The organism is Armatimonadota bacterium (assembly GCA_031459715.1).
GTDB classification, from domain to species: Bacteria; Sysuimicrobiota; Sysuimicrobiia; order Sysuimicrobiales; family Humicultoraceae; genus Humicultor; species Humicultor tengchongensis.
Window position 1 is genome coordinate 53505 of record JAVKIA010000001.1, and the last position, 15988, is coordinate 69492.

General features: G+C 70.4%; 14 protein-coding genes. 4 read left to right on the plus strand and 10 right to left on the minus strand.

Annotated features, from left to right (window positions below; translation table 11 throughout):
- Positions 1-160: 160 nt before the first annotated feature.
- The 5 genes from QN152_00245 to codA all read right to left on the minus strand — a co-directional run bounded on the left by QN152_00245 (position 161) and on the right by codA (position 5214).
- A complete protein-coding gene (locus QN152_00245) occupies positions 161-952 on the minus strand; it encodes an aldolase/citrate lyase family protein (protein ID MDR7537947.1) in 792 nt (263 codons plus the stop codon).
- Between the two features lie 135 nt (positions 953-1087).
- Complete coding sequence (locus QN152_00250; GenBank protein ID MDR7537948.1) at positions 1088-2032, minus strand: ABC transporter ATP-binding protein; 945 nt, start codon at positions 2030-2032, stop codon at positions 1088-1090.
- A 7-nt stretch (positions 2033-2039) separates the two neighbouring features.
- The gene (locus QN152_00255; GenBank protein ID MDR7537949.1) at positions 2040-3038 is read right to left on the minus strand and encodes an ABC transporter substrate-binding protein; all 999 of its coding nucleotides are present in this window, start codon (positions 3036-3038) and stop codon (positions 2040-2042) included.
- A gap of 52 nt (positions 3039-3090) precedes the next feature.
- Complete coding sequence (locus QN152_00260) at positions 3091-3915, minus strand: ABC transporter permease (protein ID MDR7537950.1); 825 nt, start codon at positions 3913-3915, stop codon at positions 3091-3093.
- The gene (gene codA / locus QN152_00265; GenBank protein ID MDR7537951.1) at positions 3916-5214 is read right to left on the minus strand and encodes a cytosine deaminase; all 1299 of its coding nucleotides are present in this window, start codon (positions 5212-5214) and stop codon (positions 3916-3918) included. It abuts the gene before it with no gap.
- 119 nt (positions 5215-5333) lie between these two features.
- Between codA and QN152_00270 the strand changes: the two genes are divergently transcribed.
- Positions 5334-6545: a CaiB/BaiF CoA-transferase family protein gene (locus QN152_00270; GenBank protein MDR7537952.1), complete on the plus strand. Its 1212-nt coding sequence runs from the start codon at positions 5334-5336 to the stop codon at positions 6543-6545.
- Positions 6538-8343 carry an acetyl-CoA carboxylase carboxyltransferase subunit alpha gene (locus QN152_00275; GenBank protein ID MDR7537953.1) on the plus strand — a complete coding sequence of 602 codons (1806 nt, stop codon included), beginning with the start codon at positions 6538-6540 and terminating at the stop codon, positions 8341-8343. Before QN152_00270 ends, QN152_00275 begins: the two co-directional genes overlap by 8 nt.
- Positions 8344-8416: 73 nt before the next feature.
- On the opposite strand, the gene QN152_00280 is transcribed toward QN152_00275, so the two are convergent.
- The 4 genes from QN152_00280 to cutA form a co-directional block, all read right to left on the minus strand.
- A complete protein-coding gene (locus QN152_00280) occupies positions 8417-9136 on the minus strand; it encodes a DUF2877 domain-containing protein (GenBank protein MDR7537954.1) in 720 nt (239 codons plus the stop codon).
- A gap of 134 nt (positions 9137-9270) precedes the next feature.
- Positions 9271-9735 (minus strand): (2Fe-2S)-binding protein, encoded by a 465-nt coding sequence (locus QN152_00285; GenBank protein MDR7537955.1) that lies wholly within the window; start codon positions 9733-9735, stop codon positions 9271-9273.
- A gap of 77 nt (positions 9736-9812) precedes the next feature.
- A complete protein-coding gene (locus QN152_00290; GenBank protein ID MDR7537956.1) occupies positions 9813-10688 on the minus strand; it encodes a xanthine dehydrogenase family protein subunit M in 876 nt (291 codons plus the stop codon).
- Entirely contained in the window at positions 10685-13033 is a 2349-nt protein-coding gene (gene cutA, locus QN152_00295; protein ID MDR7537957.1) for an aerobic carbon-monoxide dehydrogenase large subunit, read from the minus strand. Before cutA ends, QN152_00290 begins: the two co-directional genes overlap by 4 nt.
- Positions 13034-13211: 178 nt before the next feature.
- On the opposite strand from cutA, the gene QN152_00300 reads away from it, so the two are divergent.
- Positions 13212-14192: an ABC transporter substrate-binding protein gene (locus QN152_00300; GenBank protein ID MDR7537958.1), complete on the plus strand. Its 981-nt coding sequence runs from the start codon at positions 13212-13214 to the stop codon at positions 14190-14192.
- Between the two features lie 11 nt (positions 14193-14203).
- Here the strand turns inward: QN152_00300 and QN152_00305 are convergent, their stop codons facing one another.
- Positions 14204-14779 (minus strand): hypothetical protein, encoded by a 576-nt coding sequence (locus QN152_00305; protein ID MDR7537959.1) that lies wholly within the window; start codon positions 14777-14779, stop codon positions 14204-14206.
- A gap of 166 nt (positions 14780-14945) precedes the next feature.
- Here QN152_00305 and QN152_00310 point away from each other — a divergent pair, with 166 nt between their 5' ends.
- Positions 14946-15923 carry an asparaginase gene (locus QN152_00310; protein MDR7537960.1) on the plus strand — a complete coding sequence of 326 codons (978 nt, stop codon included), beginning with the start codon at positions 14946-14948 and terminating at the stop codon, positions 15921-15923.
- The last annotated feature ends 65 nt before the right edge of the window (positions 15924-15988 follow it).

Here is a 15988-nt window from a genome sequence, read left to right on the forward strand (position 1 = left end):
GGCTCCTTTTCTGAGCAGCAGTGGGTCTGGGGGCCCGGGTCTCTCTTCGCCCGGCCTTGGCGTCCTCCTCCATGACGGCCGGCCAGGTACGTGTCCGGGCAATCCGGACCAGTCCGGGTCGAGTCCTGTGGGAATGCGCGTCAGGAGTCTCCAGGACTCGCTACCGGCGGGAGACGTTGAGACGCTCGGCCAGCCCCTCCCTGATCCTCCCGTAGGTTGCGGCGGCGGCACCGGCCAACAGCCGGGCGTCACTGCCCGCAGCGATGAAGAGGATGCCCTGGTCGATGCGCCGCAGGACCTCCTCGGGACTTCCGGCCATGTAGCCGGCGGCGATACCGCATCGACGCGCCGCGGCCAGGATGCGATCCACCGCCGCCAGAAACGCCGGGTGGTCGAACTGGCGGAAGCAGCCCAGGTTCGCCGAGAGGTCGTTGGGCCCGATGAACAGCACGTCTACGCCCGGCACGGCGGCGATCTCCTCCACGTGCTCCAGCGCCTGGGCAGTTTCTACCTGACAGACCACCAGGACCTCGCTGTTCCACCGGGCGAAGTATTCAGGCAGGTCCATGCCGTAGCGGCTGACCCGCGTTCCGGCCACGCCCCGGATCCCCTCCGGCGGGTACCTGGCTGCCGCCACCGCGGCCCGTGCCTCCTGCGCCGTGTTCACCAGGGGGACGATCACCCCGTAGGCGCCCCGGTCCAGGGCCTGCTTGATCAGCGCCACGTCGTTGGCGGCCACGCGGACCAGGGGGACCACCTCGGTCCCCTTCATCGCCCGCAGCAGGTCCTCCAGCCGTTCCCACCCTGTGGGGCCGTGCTCGGTGTCGACAAGCAGCCAGTCGGGCCCAATGGTCGCCAGCAGCTCCACCACGGCCGGGGAGGGGAAGCTGACCCACAGGCCCACCGCCGGCTGCCCCTGCTTCAGGCGGTGCTTGACGGTGTTGGTGATCATATGCAGCAGCACCTCCACGAAAAATGTACGGGTGTGCCACGGCATCACCCGCACAGCGACCGAGTGCGGTTGTCCGACGAACCAGGGAATGACTACGACGGAAGCGGCGGGCCACCTGCGGATTTCCGGGTGCGGCTACCCGTTTGCCTGGCGCAGGGCGGCGCGGCCTTCCCGCACCCGCTGGAAGAAGGCAGGGTCTTCCTTCAGGGCCAGGGAGCGGGGGCGGGGCAGGTCGACCCGCACCTCGGCCACGATGCTGGAGTCCGCCCCCGGGGAGAGCCAGCGGCGCATGACCACCACGCGGTCCGAGAGGAAGACCGCCTCCTCGATGGAGTGGGTGACGAAGACCACGGTCAGCTCCCGCTGCGCGCACAGGCGCAGCAGCTCCAGGTTCATCCGGTCGCGGGTGATCTCGTCCAGCGCCCCGAAGGGCTCGTCCAGCAGGAGGACGCGGGGGTCCAGGGTCAGGGCCCGGGCGATGGCCAGGCGCTGCTGCATGCCGCCGGAGAGCTTGTCGGGGTAGTAGTGGGCGAACGGTTCCAGGTCCACCGTGCGCAGGAGCTGTCGGGCCGTGGGCAGGTAGCGGGGGCGCCGCCACGGCCACAGCCACCACTGCGGGTCCCGCAGGCGCAGCGGCAGGAGGACGTTGGCTTCCGCGGTCAGCCATTCAAACAGGACCGGCTGCTGGAAGATGACGCTGGACAGTCCCGCCCGAACCGCCTCCTGCGGGGCCCGGCCGCAGATGTCGATGGTTCCACTGCTGGGGGCGCGGAGCCCGGCCAGGAGGAAGAGCACCGTGGTCTTGCCGCACCCTGAGGGGCCGATGATGGAGACGAACTCCCCCGGGCGGACCGCCAGGGAGAAGTTGACCACCACCTGCAGCTCCTGCTCTCCGCTGCGACGCCGCCACAGGCCCGGGGGGCGCGCCGAAAGATACGTCTTAGAGACGCGCTCCATGCGGACGACCGGCGCGGTGGCGGTAGAGGGTGAAGCGATCATGAAACCCGGGCGCGTCGGCAGTGGCGCGGGGGCGGGGTCGGTGAGGGTGTCCTCGCCCGCTCCCGAGCCCGCCGCCCCCACCGCCGCCTCAGGGCTTTACCCCGCTGGCAAAGCGGGTGGTGTACGCCGCCTGAACATTGGCGCCCTTCAGCAGTCCCGCGCCGGCCAGGTCCTGCGCCAGCCGGGTCCAGGCCGCCGGGTCCACGTAGCCCAGGCCGTTTTGCCTGGCCGCGGGCGTGACCATGATGGAATAGAGGAAGTCCATCCCTTCAATCTCGTGGGCCCGATCGAGGTTCTTATTGTACTTGAGCAGGATGGTGGCCGCCTCCTGGCGATTGTTGAAGGCGTAGAGGAAGCCGCGGTAGTGTCCTCTGATAAACTGCTGCACCACCTGAGGGTACTTCCGGATGATCTCCTCTGTGGTGAAGACCACGTTCTCCGGCCAGCGCATGCCGAAGTCGTCGGCGTAGGAGTAAATGTAGAACTTCTCCTTGATCTTGCCCTCCCTGGCCAGTCGCTTGGCCACCAGCACCTCGTTGTAGCCCATGGCGTGCGCGAACTGGTACTGCTTCTGCACCCAGGCCCCTATGGTCGCCGGGTCGCCCTGCTGGTTGACGATCTTGATGGCCTTCTCCCAGCCCGGGCCGTACATGGCCTTGATCTGCTTGTCGTACCCGATCCAGGTGGCCACGGTTCCCCGCACATCCTTGGGCGACTTCAGCGGGACCCAGGAGAGCAGGTGGATGGCCGACTTCTGGAAGTCGTGCGCCACCACCACCAGAGGCAGCTTCTGCTTCTCCCGCGCCTCCAGGATGTTGTACGGATAGTCCACCCCCAGGACGATTCTGCCCTTGCGCGCCTCGGCCATCACCCGGTCGATAGGAGAAAGCCCGGGTCCTCCCCCGACGACCGTGACCTGGAGGTCGCCGAAGAACCCCTTCTCCACCGCCACCGGGTCACCCATGGACTCGTTGTGGATGAACCAGGCCTCAATGATAGAGACCTGCGGACCCGCTGCCGCAGTCCCTCCTCCTGCCACCAGCAGCACCAGGGCGGCCAGCAGCCAGGCCCGAGACCGTCTCCCCATTGCTCCTCACCTCCTCTGTTTGTCTTGGGCTTACGTGTGCTCATGTCTTGGGTCAGGTGTGCTCACGGACCATACTCACATGCCAGGGCACCAACAGCCGCTCGGCCAGGGTCACCACACCCAGCAGCACCCACCCGATCAGCGTGCAGAACACCGCCGCCAGGAAGACGCGAACCGTGTTGCCCACATAGCGCGAGTCCAGGATCATGTAGCCCAGGCCTTCGAAGGCTCCGAAGAGTTCGCCCACGATGGCGCCGTTGACTGCGGCCATGACCCCGCCCTTCAGGCTGACGAAGATGATGGGCAGCGCCGAGGGCAGCTTGAGCAGGAGCATGCGCTGCAGCCAGGAGGCGGCGTAGATGTCCATCAGGTGCTCGCGCATGGGATCGATGGAAACGAATTCTTTGTGGGTATGGTAGAGGACGGCGAAGAAGGTGTACATGCCGGCGATGACGATCTTGCTGGTGATGCCCAATCCGAACCACACCACCGCCAGGGAGGCCAGGGCCACGAAGGGGGTGCTGTTCAACGTCACCACCACCCGGTAGAGGAACTCCTCCAGCCAGTGCGGTAGCCAGATGAATAGCATGGCGGCCAGCAGCGCCGCCACCGCCCCCAGGAGGAACCCCAGCACGGTCTCCCCGGTGGTGACCCAGGCGTACTCCAGGACCAGCCGCCGGTCATCCAGCAGGGCGCGGAGGATCTGCGAGGGGGCCGGCAGCAGGTAGGGCTGTCCGTACAGCCGGGAGGCCACCTCCCAGACCGCCCCCGCGGACAGGGCGAAGGCGGCCCAGGATCCCAGGCCGGCGAAGGGAAGCCTGCCCCGCGGGGCGCCGCGCGGCCGGGAGTGGGATCGGGTGCCGCTGTCCAGGAGCATTCACGCGGGGGCGGCCGGAGCCGTGTCGGGGCCCAAGGCGAAGCGGATTTCCTCTTCTTGGCCGTTCCAGCGCACGGTGGCCCGGGCTGGCTGGGTCCTGGCCACGATGCGGCCGCGGGAGATGACCACGCGGCGGGCGGCCAGCGTGCGGATGGCCTCGGGGCCGGTGGGCGCGTCGAACAGGACCAGGTCGGCGCGGCAGCCGACCTCCAGGCCGTAGTCCTGCACCCCGCAGCACCTGGCGGCGCGGGTGGTCACCAGGTCCAGCAGCATCTCCAGCTCCTCGCGGCCCGACATGTGGCCGTAGTGCACCATGACGAAACAGGCCTGCAGCGGGTCGCCCACGCCCAGGGGGTACCAGGGATCCATGATGGAGTCGTGGCCGATGGCCACGTTGATCCCGTTGGCCAGCAGCTCCTTCACCCGGGTGTAGCCACGGCGGATGGGGTAGCTGTCGAAGCGGCCCTGCAGCACGGCGTTGTCCAGCGGGTTGGTGACGAAGTGCACGCCGGCGTGACGGATCCAGCGGATCAGGCGGTGGGCGTAGGCGTTGTTGTAGGAGTGCATGGCCGTGGTGTGGCTGGCGGTGACGCGGCCCTGCAGCCCCAGGCGGATGGTCTCGGCGCAGAGGACCTCGAGGAAACGGCTTTGCTCGTCGTCGGTCTCGTCGCAGTGCAGGTCGGCCTGCCGCTGGTAGTCCGCAGCCAGGCGCAGGGCGGTCTTCACGTCCCGCTCCCCGTACTCCCGCGTCCACTCGTAGTGGGGGATACCCCCCACCACGTCCGCGCCCAGCTCCAGCGCCCGCACCAGCAGCCGCTCGCCGTGGGGAAAGGAGTAGATCCCCTGCTGGGGGAAGGCCACGATCTGCAGGTCGATGGTGCCGGCGACCTCCTGCCGCACCTGCAGCAGCGCCTGCAGCGCGGTGAGCGCGGGGTCGCAGATGTCCACGTGGGTACGCACCACGGTCACGCCGTGGGCCAGCATCCACTTAAGGGCCGTGCTGGCCCGCTCCCTGACGTCTTCATGGGTAAGCGACCTGACCCGCTCTCCCCAGATTTCTATGCCCTCGAACAGCGACCCGCTGCGGTTGTGACGCGGCTGCCCTGCGGTGAGGACGGCGTCCAGGTGGATGTGAGGCTCCACCAGTGCCGGCGTGACCAGGTCCCCGCCGGCGTCGATCTCCTGCGCCGCCTGCCCGGCGATCTGCGGGGCGATGGCGGCGATGCGCTCCCCGGCGATGCCCAGGTCATAAAGGCCGTCGCGCCCCAGCAGGCGCGCGCGCCTCAGGATGAGGTCCATGGCGTTCCCAGGACGGTGCCGCAGCAGATTTGCCGGGGGCCCGGGTGGCGGGCCGCCGCAGGGCGGGCGGCATCGTCGTTAGTCCGGGGGATTCGCGGCCGGAGGGATGGCGCCCTGCTGTGGCCAACTTCCCTTGCGTGCCCAATTTCGCTCCCCTGCAGGAGCTGCTGGTGGTGGACCTGACCCGGGCCCTGGCCGGCCCCTACTGCACCCTCATGCTGGCGGACCTGGGCGCGCGCGTGATCAAGGTGGAGGCCCCCGGCGGCGGCGACGACACGAGGGGATGGGGCCCGCCCTTCCTCGGCGGAGAGTCCGCCTACTTCCTCAGCGTCAACCGCAACAAGGAGAGCCTTACCCTCAACCTGAAGGACTCCCGGGGGAAGGAGGTGCTGCACCGGCTGCTGGCCCGCGCCGACGTGCTGGTGGAGAACTTCCGCCCCGGGATCATGGACCGGTTCGGCCTTGGCTACCCAGTGGTGCACCAGCGGTATCCTCGCCTGGTCTATTGCTCCATCTCCGGGTTCGGGCAGGACGGGCCCTACCGGGAGCGCACCGCCTACGACCTGATCCTGCAGGGCATGGGCGGGCTGATGGGCATGACCGGGGAGGAAGGCGGGCCACCGGTGAAGGTGGGGGTGGCCATCGCCGACATCTGCGCCGGCATGTTCGCCGCCTTCGCCATCCTGGTCGCCCTGCGGGTGCGCGACCGCACCGGGCGGGGGCAGTGGATCGATGCGGCCATGCTGGACGGCCAGATCGCCTGGTTGACCTACCAGGCGGGGAACTACTTCGCCACGGGGGAGAACCCGCGGCGGTTGGGCAGCGCGCATCCCTCCATCGTCCCCTACCAGGCGTTTCGCACCGCGGACGGGCACATCAATGTGGCTGTGGGCAGCGAAGCCATCTGGGAGCGCTTCTGCGCGGCGCTGGGGCGGGAGGACCTGGCCGTAGATCCCCGATTCCGCACCAACCCCGACCGCGTGGCGCACCGGGATGTGCTGCTGCCCCTGCTGGAGGCCACCTTCGCCGCTCAGCCCACAGCCTACTGGCGCAGCGTCCTGGACGCCGCGGGGGTGCCCAACGGGCCCATTTATTTACTGAGCGAGCTCTTCGCCGACCCGCAGGTGCTCCACCGGGGGCTGGTGGTGGAGATGGACCACCCCACGGCCGGCCGCATCCGCCAGACGGGCCTGCCTGTGCGGCTCTCGGAGACGCCCGGGGCCATCCGCACCCCGCCCCCGCGGCTGGGAGAGCACACCGAGGCCATCCTGCAGGAACTGGGGTATGATTCGCGGGCGATCGAGACACTCAAGGGTGCCGGCGTTGTCTGAGGGCCCGGGGATCCCTCCCACCTGCTTCCACTGCCACGCCGTCGTCCCCGAGGCTGAGCTGCGCGCGCGCCTGTTCGTCTGCCCCCGCTGCGGAACGCACCTGACCGTTCCGGCGCGGGAACGGATCGACCTGCTGGCCGATCCGGGGTCGTTCCGCGAGCTGGCCCGGGGGCTGGTCTCAGTCGACCCCCTTTCCTTCACCGACCAGCGGGCCTACCGGGACCGGCTGCTGGAGGCGCGCCAGCGCACCGGGCTGCGTGAGGCGGTGGTGATCGGGGAGGCGCGCCTGGACGGGCAACCGGTTATGCTGGTGGTCTTCGACTTCGACTTCATGGGCGGCACCATGGGCTCGGTGGTGGGTGAGAAAGTGGCGGACGCCTTCGACCTGGCCGTGAGGCGGCGCCTGCCGGTGGTCAGCGTCACCGCCAGCGGCGGGGCGCGGATGCAGGAAGGGATGCTCTCCTTGATGCAGATGGCCAAGACGGCTGCGGCCCGGGCGCGGCACGACCGGGCCGGGCTCCCCTACATCTCGGTCCTGGGGCACCCCACCTTCGGAGGAGTGGCCGCGTCCTTCGCGGCGCTGGGCGACATCCTGATCGCTGAACCGGGCGCGCTGGTTGGCTTCGTCGGCCCGCGCGTGATCGAGCAGACCCTCGGGGAGCGCCTCCCCGAGGACTCCCACCGCGCCGAGACCCTGCTGGCCGCCGGCCTGGTGGACCTCCTGGTGGAGCGGCCGCAGCTACGCGAGACTCTGGCCTACCTCCTGGCCCATCTGGGCCGAGCACCGGGGCGGTTGGCCCCTGTGCCGCGGCCGCCGCGGCTGGGGCGGCGGCCATCCCGGCGGGTGACCACAGCCTGGGAGCAGGTGCAGCTGGCGCGCCACCCGCAGCGGCCAACGGCCCTGGACTACATCGAGCGGCTCTTCACCCACTTCGTGGAGCTGCATGGAGACCGCGAGGCCGGCGACGACCCGGCCATCGTGGGCGGCCTGGGAGAGCTGGCCGGGCAGGCGGTGGTCGTTGTCGGGCAGGAGCGGGGGCGAACGCCTGAGGAGCGCGCCCGCCGCCGGGGCGGGATGGCTTACCCGCAGGGCTACCGCAAGGCGCTGCGCCTGATGCACCTGGCAGCGAAGTTCGCACTGCCGCTGGTCACCTTCGTGGACACGCCCGGGGCCTATCCCGGGTACGAGGCGGAGCGTCAGGGCATCTGGCAGGCGCTGGCGCGCAACCTGCAGGCCCTGGCGATCCTGCCCACACCGCTCGTCGCCGTGGTGATCGGCGAGGGAGGCAGCGGTGGGGCGCTGGCGCTGGGGGTGGCCGACCGGGTGCTCATGCTGGAGAACGCCATCTACTCCGTGATTGCGCCCGAGGGCGCCGCCGCCATCCTCTACCGTGATGCGGCGCGCGCGCCAGAGGTGGCCGCGGCCCTCAAGCTCACCGCCGCGGACATGCGGCGCCTGGGCGTGATCGACCAGGTGATCCCCGAGCCACCGGGCGGTGCGCACACCGACCCGCAGGCCGCCGCGGCCACCGTCCGCTTCTACCTGGTGGGCGCACTGGCGTCCCTGCGCAAGGTGCCGCCGCGCCGCCTGGTGCGGCTGCGGCAGCGCCGCTACCGGCACATCGGCCGTGTGGGCGCCTACTGGCGGGAGGTGGTGCGTACGGAGATGCAGGAGTTGCTGGGCGCTCTGGAGGCCCGGCTGCTGCGCCGGGGCGAGGAGCCTTCCGCACCGCCGGGGGAGGAAGCGGTGCGCGCGCAGAGAGGTCCCTCCCCCACGCCCGGCAAGACGGAGCGGTAGGGAAGGAGAGGCGCGGGGGGCAAGAGCCGGGGAGCGGAGACGATGCTCGCCCGGGCCGGAGCACCGTGGCGCACTACCACCTCCACGCCAGGAGGAAGCCGGCGAGCATATCGGCACCCGACGTCTCCCCCGTCTGCCGGATGCGCGCCGCCGCAGCGGCTGCCGCCGCGGGGTCGACGGGAAGCGCCCGGACCAGGTCGTGCCACGCTCCTGCGGCGTGTCCCTGCCGCGCCGCCCCGAGGTACGCTCGACTGATCCGTCCCGTCCGCGGTGCTGCCGCGCCCACGATCAATGCGGCAACGGCCTCCAGGCCCAGCGGCCCGGCCGCTGCCGGCCATAGGCGCATCCCCAGCAGAAGGCCCGCCAGGACGTCGTCGCCCGAAGGCGTCAGGCCTGGGCCCAGCCCGGCCAGGCTGGCGGCGGCTGCGGTCACCGCGGCGGCGTCGCCGGCGGCGAGCCCCCTCCGCAGATGGGCCAGGGCCCGGCGGCCGTGTTGCAGCAGCGGGGAGTCCGGCACTGCGGCAGGATCGTCGAGCAGGCGCGCCAGCCCCTCCGCCGGCGCCTCCCTCCGTAGCTGCGTCTCCACCACGCGCATCCCTGCATCGGCGGAGCCCTGCAGCGGGGGGAGGACAGGATTCCAGGGGATGGCACTGTGCAGGTCCACCCGCAGCGGCCCCAGGCGGAGCTCCCGCTTCAGCACCGTGACCGGAACGCCCGGGTGGAGGGAAGCGAAGGGCGGGGTTCCCGCCACGGTGAGGGCGAAGGGGCCGCGGCCCAGCGGCTCGGCGAGCACGACGATGAGCCGCCCCTGCGCGCTCTCGATGTAGCAGCTGCGGGTGTAGGCCGCGAGGACGCGACCGGTCTTGCCCGGCGCCTCGCAGAACGGCCATACCGGGAGGGCGACGGCAAGGGCAGGGGTGGAAGACGTTACCGCTGCCAGCTTCGGGCCACCGCGCGCACGGCGTCGATGATTCCCTGGTAGCCCGTGCAGCGGCAGAGGTGTCCCCCCAGCATCTCCAGGATCTGCTGGTCGCTGGGCAGCGGCTGCGCGCGCAGCAGGGCCAGGGTGCTCATCAGAATTCCCGGCGTGCAGAAGCCGCACTGCAAGCCGTGGTGCTCCCGGAAGGCTGTCTGCAGGGGGTGCAGCGCCTCTCCCGGTGCCAGCCCCTCTACGGTCTCCACCGCGGCGCCGGAGGCCTGCACGGCGAAGAGCAGGCAGGAGCGCACGGGCTCGCCGTCCAGCAGCACAGTACAGGCCCCGCACACTCCGTGCTCGCAGCCCAGGTGCGTGCCCGTCAGGCCCAGGTCCTCCCGCAGGAAGTCGGCGAGAGTCCTGCGTACCTCCACTTCCTGCTCCACGGCCTGTCCGTTCACAGTGAGCCGCAGGGTCATGGTGCCCTGCGGGGCGCGCGGCCTCCGCTGCCGGCGGAGGGGGGCGCGGGACGGGGTGGCGGGTGCAACCTCGCCGCTCATCGCCTCCGCCCTCGGCTGCGCTGCCAGGCCGCCTCCAGCGCGCGATGCGCCAGCACAGCGGCCAGGTCGCGCCGGTACTGCGCCGTGGCGTGGATGTCATCGGGGGGTTCGAGCCGGGTGCTGGCCTCTCGGGCCGCCTGGGCGAAGAGCCGGGGCGTGGCCGTTTCGCCCTGCAGCAGGCGCTCGGCCTCCCGCGCCCGCACCGGCCCGGGGCCCACACCGGTGAAGGCCAGACGCGCCTGGCCGATGGCGCCGTCCCGGCGCTGCAGGACCGCCGCGACGCCCACCAGGGCGAAGTCACCCTGCCGCCGCGCCACCTCCACGAAGGCGCTGCCGGTGCCCTCGCCGGGCGGGGGGAAGCGGATCTCCACCAGCAGTTCGGTGGGCTGCAGCGCCGTGGTCAGGTACCCGGTGAAGAACTCCTCCGGCGAGAGCACCCGCTCGCCCTCCGGCCCCGCCACCACCAGCTCGGCGTCCAGCGCTGCGACCACCGCGGGAAGCTCGGCGGCCGGATCGGCGTGGGCCAGGCTGCCGCCCACCGTCCCGCGGTTTCTGATCTGCGGGTGGCCGACGGAGCGGATGGCCTCCCACAGCAGCGGCACATGACGGCGCACGGTTGCCGAAGCCTCCACGGCGCGCTGCCGCGTCAGCGCGCCTATGTGCAGTCGGTCGTCGCGGCGGCGGATGTAGGCCAGCGCCCTGATGCGGTTGATGTCCACGAGGACCTCCGGACGGGCCAGCCGCATGTGCAGCAGGGGGACCAGGCTCTGCCCGCCGGCCAGGACCTTGGCCTTGGGCCCGTACTCCTGCAGCAAGGCCAGGGCTTCCCCCACAGACCGGGGAGCGGCGTAGCGGAAGGGGGCCGGCTTCATGCCGGCTCCGGCGCGGCCTGAGCCGCCCTGATGATCTCCCGCAGACGCGACGGCGACAGCGGCATCTCCGTAATCCGCACCCCCTCTTCGCTCAGCGCGTCGTCGATGGCGCTGGCCACCAGGGCCGGGACCGGGATGGTTCCCGCCTCCCCCGCGCCCTTGACGCCCAGCGGGTTGAGAGGCGAGGGAGTCTCCACATGATCGATCTGGACTTCCGGCACCTCCGCCGCAGTGGGCAGGAGGTAGTCCATAAACGTCTGGGTGAGCAGTTGCCCCTGCTCGTCGTACACCAGCTTCTCGTAGAAGGCGTTGCCGATACCCTGGGCGACGCCACCCCGGATCTGCCCTTCCAGAATCAGCGGATTGATGATGGGGCCGCAGTCGTGGACCACCACGTAGCGGAGGAAGCGGATGAATCCGGTGGCCACGTCTACCTCCACTACGGCGGCGTGGCACCCGGCGGAAAACGCGCCACTTGGCGGAGCGAAGAAACGGGTAGCCTCCAGGCCCGGACCCTCCCACTCCGGGGGGATCACCCCACGCAGGGGGTTAGCCGCTGCGGCCACCTGCCCCAGCGTCACCGCGCGATCTGGCACGCCGCGGACGAAGAGCTTCCCCTCTGCCAGCTCCAGGTCCTCCGGGTTCGCCTCCAGCAGGGCGGATGCGACCTGCAATGCCTTTTCCCGCACTGCCCGCGCGGCCAGGGCCACGGCACTGCCCGCTACCACGGCCGCGCGGCTGGCAAAGGTCCCCGTCCCCCAGCCGAAGGCGCCGCTGTCCCCTGTGGTGACCAGCACATCTGCCACGTCTGTCCCCAGAGCATCGGCCACGATCTGGGCCAGGACGGTGTAGTGACCCTGCCCCTGGGTGCCGACGCTGGTGGCGACGTAGACCTTTCCGGAGGGCTCCACGGTGATACGGCAGCCCTCGTAGGGACCGATGCCGCTTCCCTCCACGTATAAGGCCAGCCCCAGACCGACGTGCCGTCCCTGGCGGTGGAGGCGCGCCTTCTCGGCCGGCCAGTCGGCGTAGCCGATGTGCTGCAGCGCTTTGCGCAGCACCTCGGGGTAGTTGCCGCTGTCGTAGACCAGCCGCACGCCGTCCTGGTAGATCAGCCCGCCCAGGTCGTAGGGGAACTCATGGGGCTGGATGAGGTTGCGCCGGCGTACCTCCGCCCGGTCGATCCCCAGCTCCCGCGCCACCCGGTCCATCAGCCGCTCCATGACGAATACCCCGTGGGGCCGCCCCGCGCCGCGGTAGGGGCTGGTCTGGGTCTTGTTGGTGAAGACGGCGCGGTACTCCGCGTGGTAGTTAGGGATCTTGTAGGGTCCCGGTAGAGTGGTGCTGGTGATGATGGGCAGCTGCAGCCCGTAGGCGCAGTACGCCCCGCAGTCGTGCAGGAAGACGGTGCGCACACCCAGGATGCGTCCCTGGTCGTCGACGGCAATCTCCGCGTCGTGAATCTGCTGGCGTTCCTGGTTGGTGGCGACGAAGTGCTCCCGCCGGTCCTCGATCCACTTCACCGGTCGGCCCAGGTGCATGGCCGCCCAGGGGACGCACACCTCCTCCGGGTAGCACATCATAATCTTCGGGCCAAACCCGCCCCCGATGTCCGGAGCGATGACGCGCACGCTGGCCTGGGGCAGCTCCAGCAGTTCACTCAGGTAGTTGCGGATACGGATGGGCGCCTGCGTGGAGTCCCACACGATGAGCTGGCGGGCCCTGGGGTCCCATTCAGCGACCACGCCGCGGGTCTCCAGGGGGCAGGAGCAGCCGCGGTCTATGACCAGGCGCTCGCGGAAGACGTGAGCCGCTCGGGCGAAGGCTGCCTCCACGTCGCCTACGCGCTGGATGTGATGCGCGGCGATGTTGTCCGGCATGTCCTCGTGCACCCGCGGGGCGTCGGGCTGCGCTGCCTTCTCCAGGTCCACCGCCGCGGGCAGTACCTCGAAGTCCACCACCACCAGGTCCAGGGCGTCCTCGGCGATGTAGCGGCTCTCTGCCACCACCAGGACGATGGGTTCGCCCACGTGGCGGACCACGCTGCCGGCCAGGGCCACCTGCGTCTTGTGATACCGGAGCGCCGGGTGGGGGATGAGCTTGGGCAGCGGGCCGCGGAGGCGCGCGGGTAGGTCCTGGGCGGTGCAGACGGCCACCACCCCCTGGAGCGCCCTGGCCGCGGCGGTGTCGATGTGCAGGATGCGGGCGTGGGCGTGGGGGCTGCGGTAGAAGGCGGCGTGCAGCATCCCCGGACGCCGGACATCGTCCACGTACATGCCGCGCCCCCGCAGCAGCCGAGGGTCTTCGTTCCGGGGGATGCGCTCGCCGAACCAGCGCGTGGGCATACCTGTATCTTGTTTCGCTTCCTCCTCACGCGCTCCTGCCCGTGCTGCGGGCCTTCTCGCCCCGCGGGCTGCGGATGCCGTCAGATGCCCCACCTGGCTTGTTGCACGGCTGCAGCCTCAGGGGGAGGGGACGCCTGGCCGTCAGCACGAATATTCTTGCGTTGTGAGAACAGCCATCGTGCTCGTTGTCATCCTCCTGGTGGCTGCAGGGTGCCGCGGGGAGCAGGCGGTCGGGATGGACCGGGTGCGCCTGCAGCTCAGAGGTGCCCCGCAGGCGCAGTTCGCCGGCTACTACGCGGCCAAGGAGAAGGGTTTCTACCGCGAGGAGCAGCTTGACGTCGTCCTGATGGCCGGCGGGCCGGATGCCGCGCCCGAGGGGGTGGTGGCGGCGGCGGGAGCGGAGTTTGGGCTGGGCTGGCTGCCCGACCTGCTCGTCGCCCGCGAGCGGGGGGCGCCGCTGGCGAACATCGCCCAGATCTTCCAGTACAGCGGGATGCGGGAGCTCGCCCGCAGGGACTCCGGCATTGCCACGGCTGCGGACCTGCGCGGCCGGCGCGTGGCCGTTTGGGTGGACGGCAGCGAGTACCCGCTGCTGGCGACGCTGGCCAAGCACGGCATCGACCCGCGCCGCGACCTCACCCTGGTACCGCAGCCCGCGGACATGCGCCTGTTCATCGAGCGGCGCGTGGACGCCGCCGCGGCCATGACCTACAGGGGGTACAAGGAGGTGCTGGATGCCGGCATCCGCCCCGAGGGCCTGCTGGTCATCGACTTTAACCGGGAGGGGACGGCGCTGCTGGAGGACGGGCTGTTCGTCCTCGAGCCCTGGCTGCGCCAGGGGGCCAACCGGGAGATCGCCGTACGCTTCCTGCGTGCCTCCCTGCGCGGCTGGCAGTACTGCCGCGACAACGCCCCCGAATGCGTAGACATCATCCTGCGGCATAGCCCCGCCCTGAACCGGGAGGAGCAGATCTGGATGATGGCCGAGGTGAACAAGCTGATCTGGGGGCCGCCTGCGCCCTCTGTGCCTCTGGGGCGGATGCAGCCTGAGGCGTTCCAGCGCACAGCCCGGATCCTGCAGAGGTTCGGCGCCCTGCAAAAGCCTGCCGACCTGGCCGCCTACACCTCGGCCATCTGGGAGAAGGCCACCAGCAGGTAGCCGACCGCAGCTCAGGGCTGGCGGGCCGGCGGCAGATCCCCCGGTGGGAAGACTCCGATCTGGAAGATTCGGCCGTGGATCAGGCGCTGCCCCGGATCGTTGACCACGCCAAACTGCAGGCCCGCCGGGTAGCGGATGAGGACGGTCTTCTCCTCCCGAAATTCCCAGCGGCGGTAGCTCTTGCCGTGCGCGGCCTCAGCTTTGTCCCAGGGGTCCAGCAGGGTGATTCCCCTGTCGGTGCGGAAGGCGAAGTTGGGGCCAAAGACGCTGATCACCCGGATGGCCCTGGTGCCAGCATCCAGGGAGACCCAGAAGCCCTGCGAGCGCCACTCGTAGAGGACGATCTTCTCGGCGGCGAACTCCTCGACCTTGTAGTTCCCCCCGAGGAGGGCGGTGATCTGGTTCAGGGGCATGGCCAGGCGTACGCCGCCCACACGTTCCCCGGCTACAATCCGTCCGTCGGCCACCACCGGGTTGGGCGTGGGCGCAGCCCCCGGCTCTTCCGGTGCGGCCAGGGTAGGCAGGGTGGTGATGGCCAGCAGGATCAGGGTCCCGGCGAGTCGGCGGCACGTGGCTTCACGGAGCATGAGCCTCACCTCAAGGAGAAGTATTCCTGCTCCGCAGAACCTTTTCCCCGGTCCGCCGCCGGGTGGAGACCGGCAGGCTCTGCAGCGACATGTGCAAACAGCCTCGGTCCGTCGTTGCGTACACATGTCGAGTCCGCAGGCAAGAGGGCGGGCCAGGGAGGGGTGGGTGGTGAAGCGCATCGTGCTGCTGGCCACGGGAGGGACGATCGCCACGCGGGACGTGGACGGAAGCGGGGCGCGGCCCTTCCTGCGGGCCGCGGACCTGCTGCGGGAGGTCCCCGGTCTCGAGGGGATGGCCCAGGTGGAGCCGCAGGAGTTCGACTTCATCCCCGGGGCCTTCATGACGGTGCCCAGGATGGTGGAGCTGAGCCGCCGCGTGGCGGAGGTGCTGGCCCGAGCCGACGTGGACGGGGTCGTGGTCACCCACGGGACGGACACGCTGGAGGAGACGGCGTACCTCCTGCACCTGACGGTGCCCTCGGAGAAACCTATAGTCTTCACCGGGGCCATGCGCAACACCTCGCAGGTGGGATTCGACGGCTACCGCAATCTCTTCGACGCCGTGCGCACAGCCGCCGCGCCGGCCGCGCGAGGGCTGGGCGTGCTGGTGGTGCTCAATGAAGAGGTGCACTCCGCCCGGTGGGTAACCAAGACCAACGGCCAGAAGGAAGATACCTTTCGCTCCCCGGCTGCGGGGCCGGTGGGCGTGGCCTACGGGGACCGGATTGCCTTCTTCATGCGCCCCGGGCCCCGCCGCGTCCTGGAGCCGCGGGTCGAGCCGGAGGTGGACCTCATCCGGCTGTGGGCAGGGTGCGACGACCGCTTCATCCGCTGCAGCCTGGAGCGTGGGGCACGGGGCATGGTGCTGGAGGCCTTCGGCGGGGGCCGCGTCCCTCCGCCTCTGCTCCCGGCCATCGATGCTGCCGTGGGCGCTGGCATCGCGGTGGCGGTGACTACGCGCTGCCTGAGCGGGAGCATGTGGGACATGTATGGCTACCCCGGGGCCTTCCGCGACCTGGAGCGACGGGGTGTGCTCTTTGCGCAGGATCTGCCCGGGCACAAGGCCCGCCTGGCGCTGGCGCTGGCCCTGGGGAACGCCCTCCCCAGGGAAGAGGTGAGAACGTTCCTGGCAGCGGAAGCTTAGCCCACCTCGGTAATTTCCTGACGCGAATTTCCAGGGCCAGGGGCGGTGCCGCGCAGGAGTGCCGG

Coding starts and splice junctions, on each gene's coding strand:
- codA (MDR7537951.1), bottom strand. CDS start 5,214: ATGGACCTCATCCTGAGGCGCGCGCGCCTGCTGGGGCGCGACGGCCTT.
- QN152_00305 (MDR7537959.1), bottom strand. CDS start 14,779: ATGCTCCGTGAAGCCACGTGCCGCCGACTCGCCGGGACCCTGATCCTG.
- QN152_00255 (MDR7537949.1), bottom strand. CDS start 3,038: ATGGGGAGACGGTCTCGGGCCTGGCTGCTGGCCGCCCTGGTGCTGCTG.
- QN152_00285 (MDR7537955.1), bottom strand. CDS start 9,735: ATGACCCTGCGGCTCACTGTGAACGGACAGGCCGTGGAGCAGGAAGTG.
- QN152_00260 (MDR7537950.1), bottom strand. CDS start 3,915: ATGCTCCTGGACAGCGGCACCCGATCCCACTCCCGGCCGCGCGGCGCC.
- QN152_00290 (MDR7537956.1), bottom strand. CDS start 10,688: ATGAAGCCGGCCCCCTTCCGCTACGCCGCTCCCCGGTCTGTGGGGGAA.
- cutA (MDR7537957.1), bottom strand. CDS start 13,033: ATGCCCACGCGCTGGTTCGGCGAGCGCATCCCCCGGAACGAAGACCCT.
- QN152_00245 (MDR7537947.1), bottom strand. CDS start 952: ATGATCACCAACACCGTCAAGCACCGCCTGAAGCAGGGGCAGCCGGCG.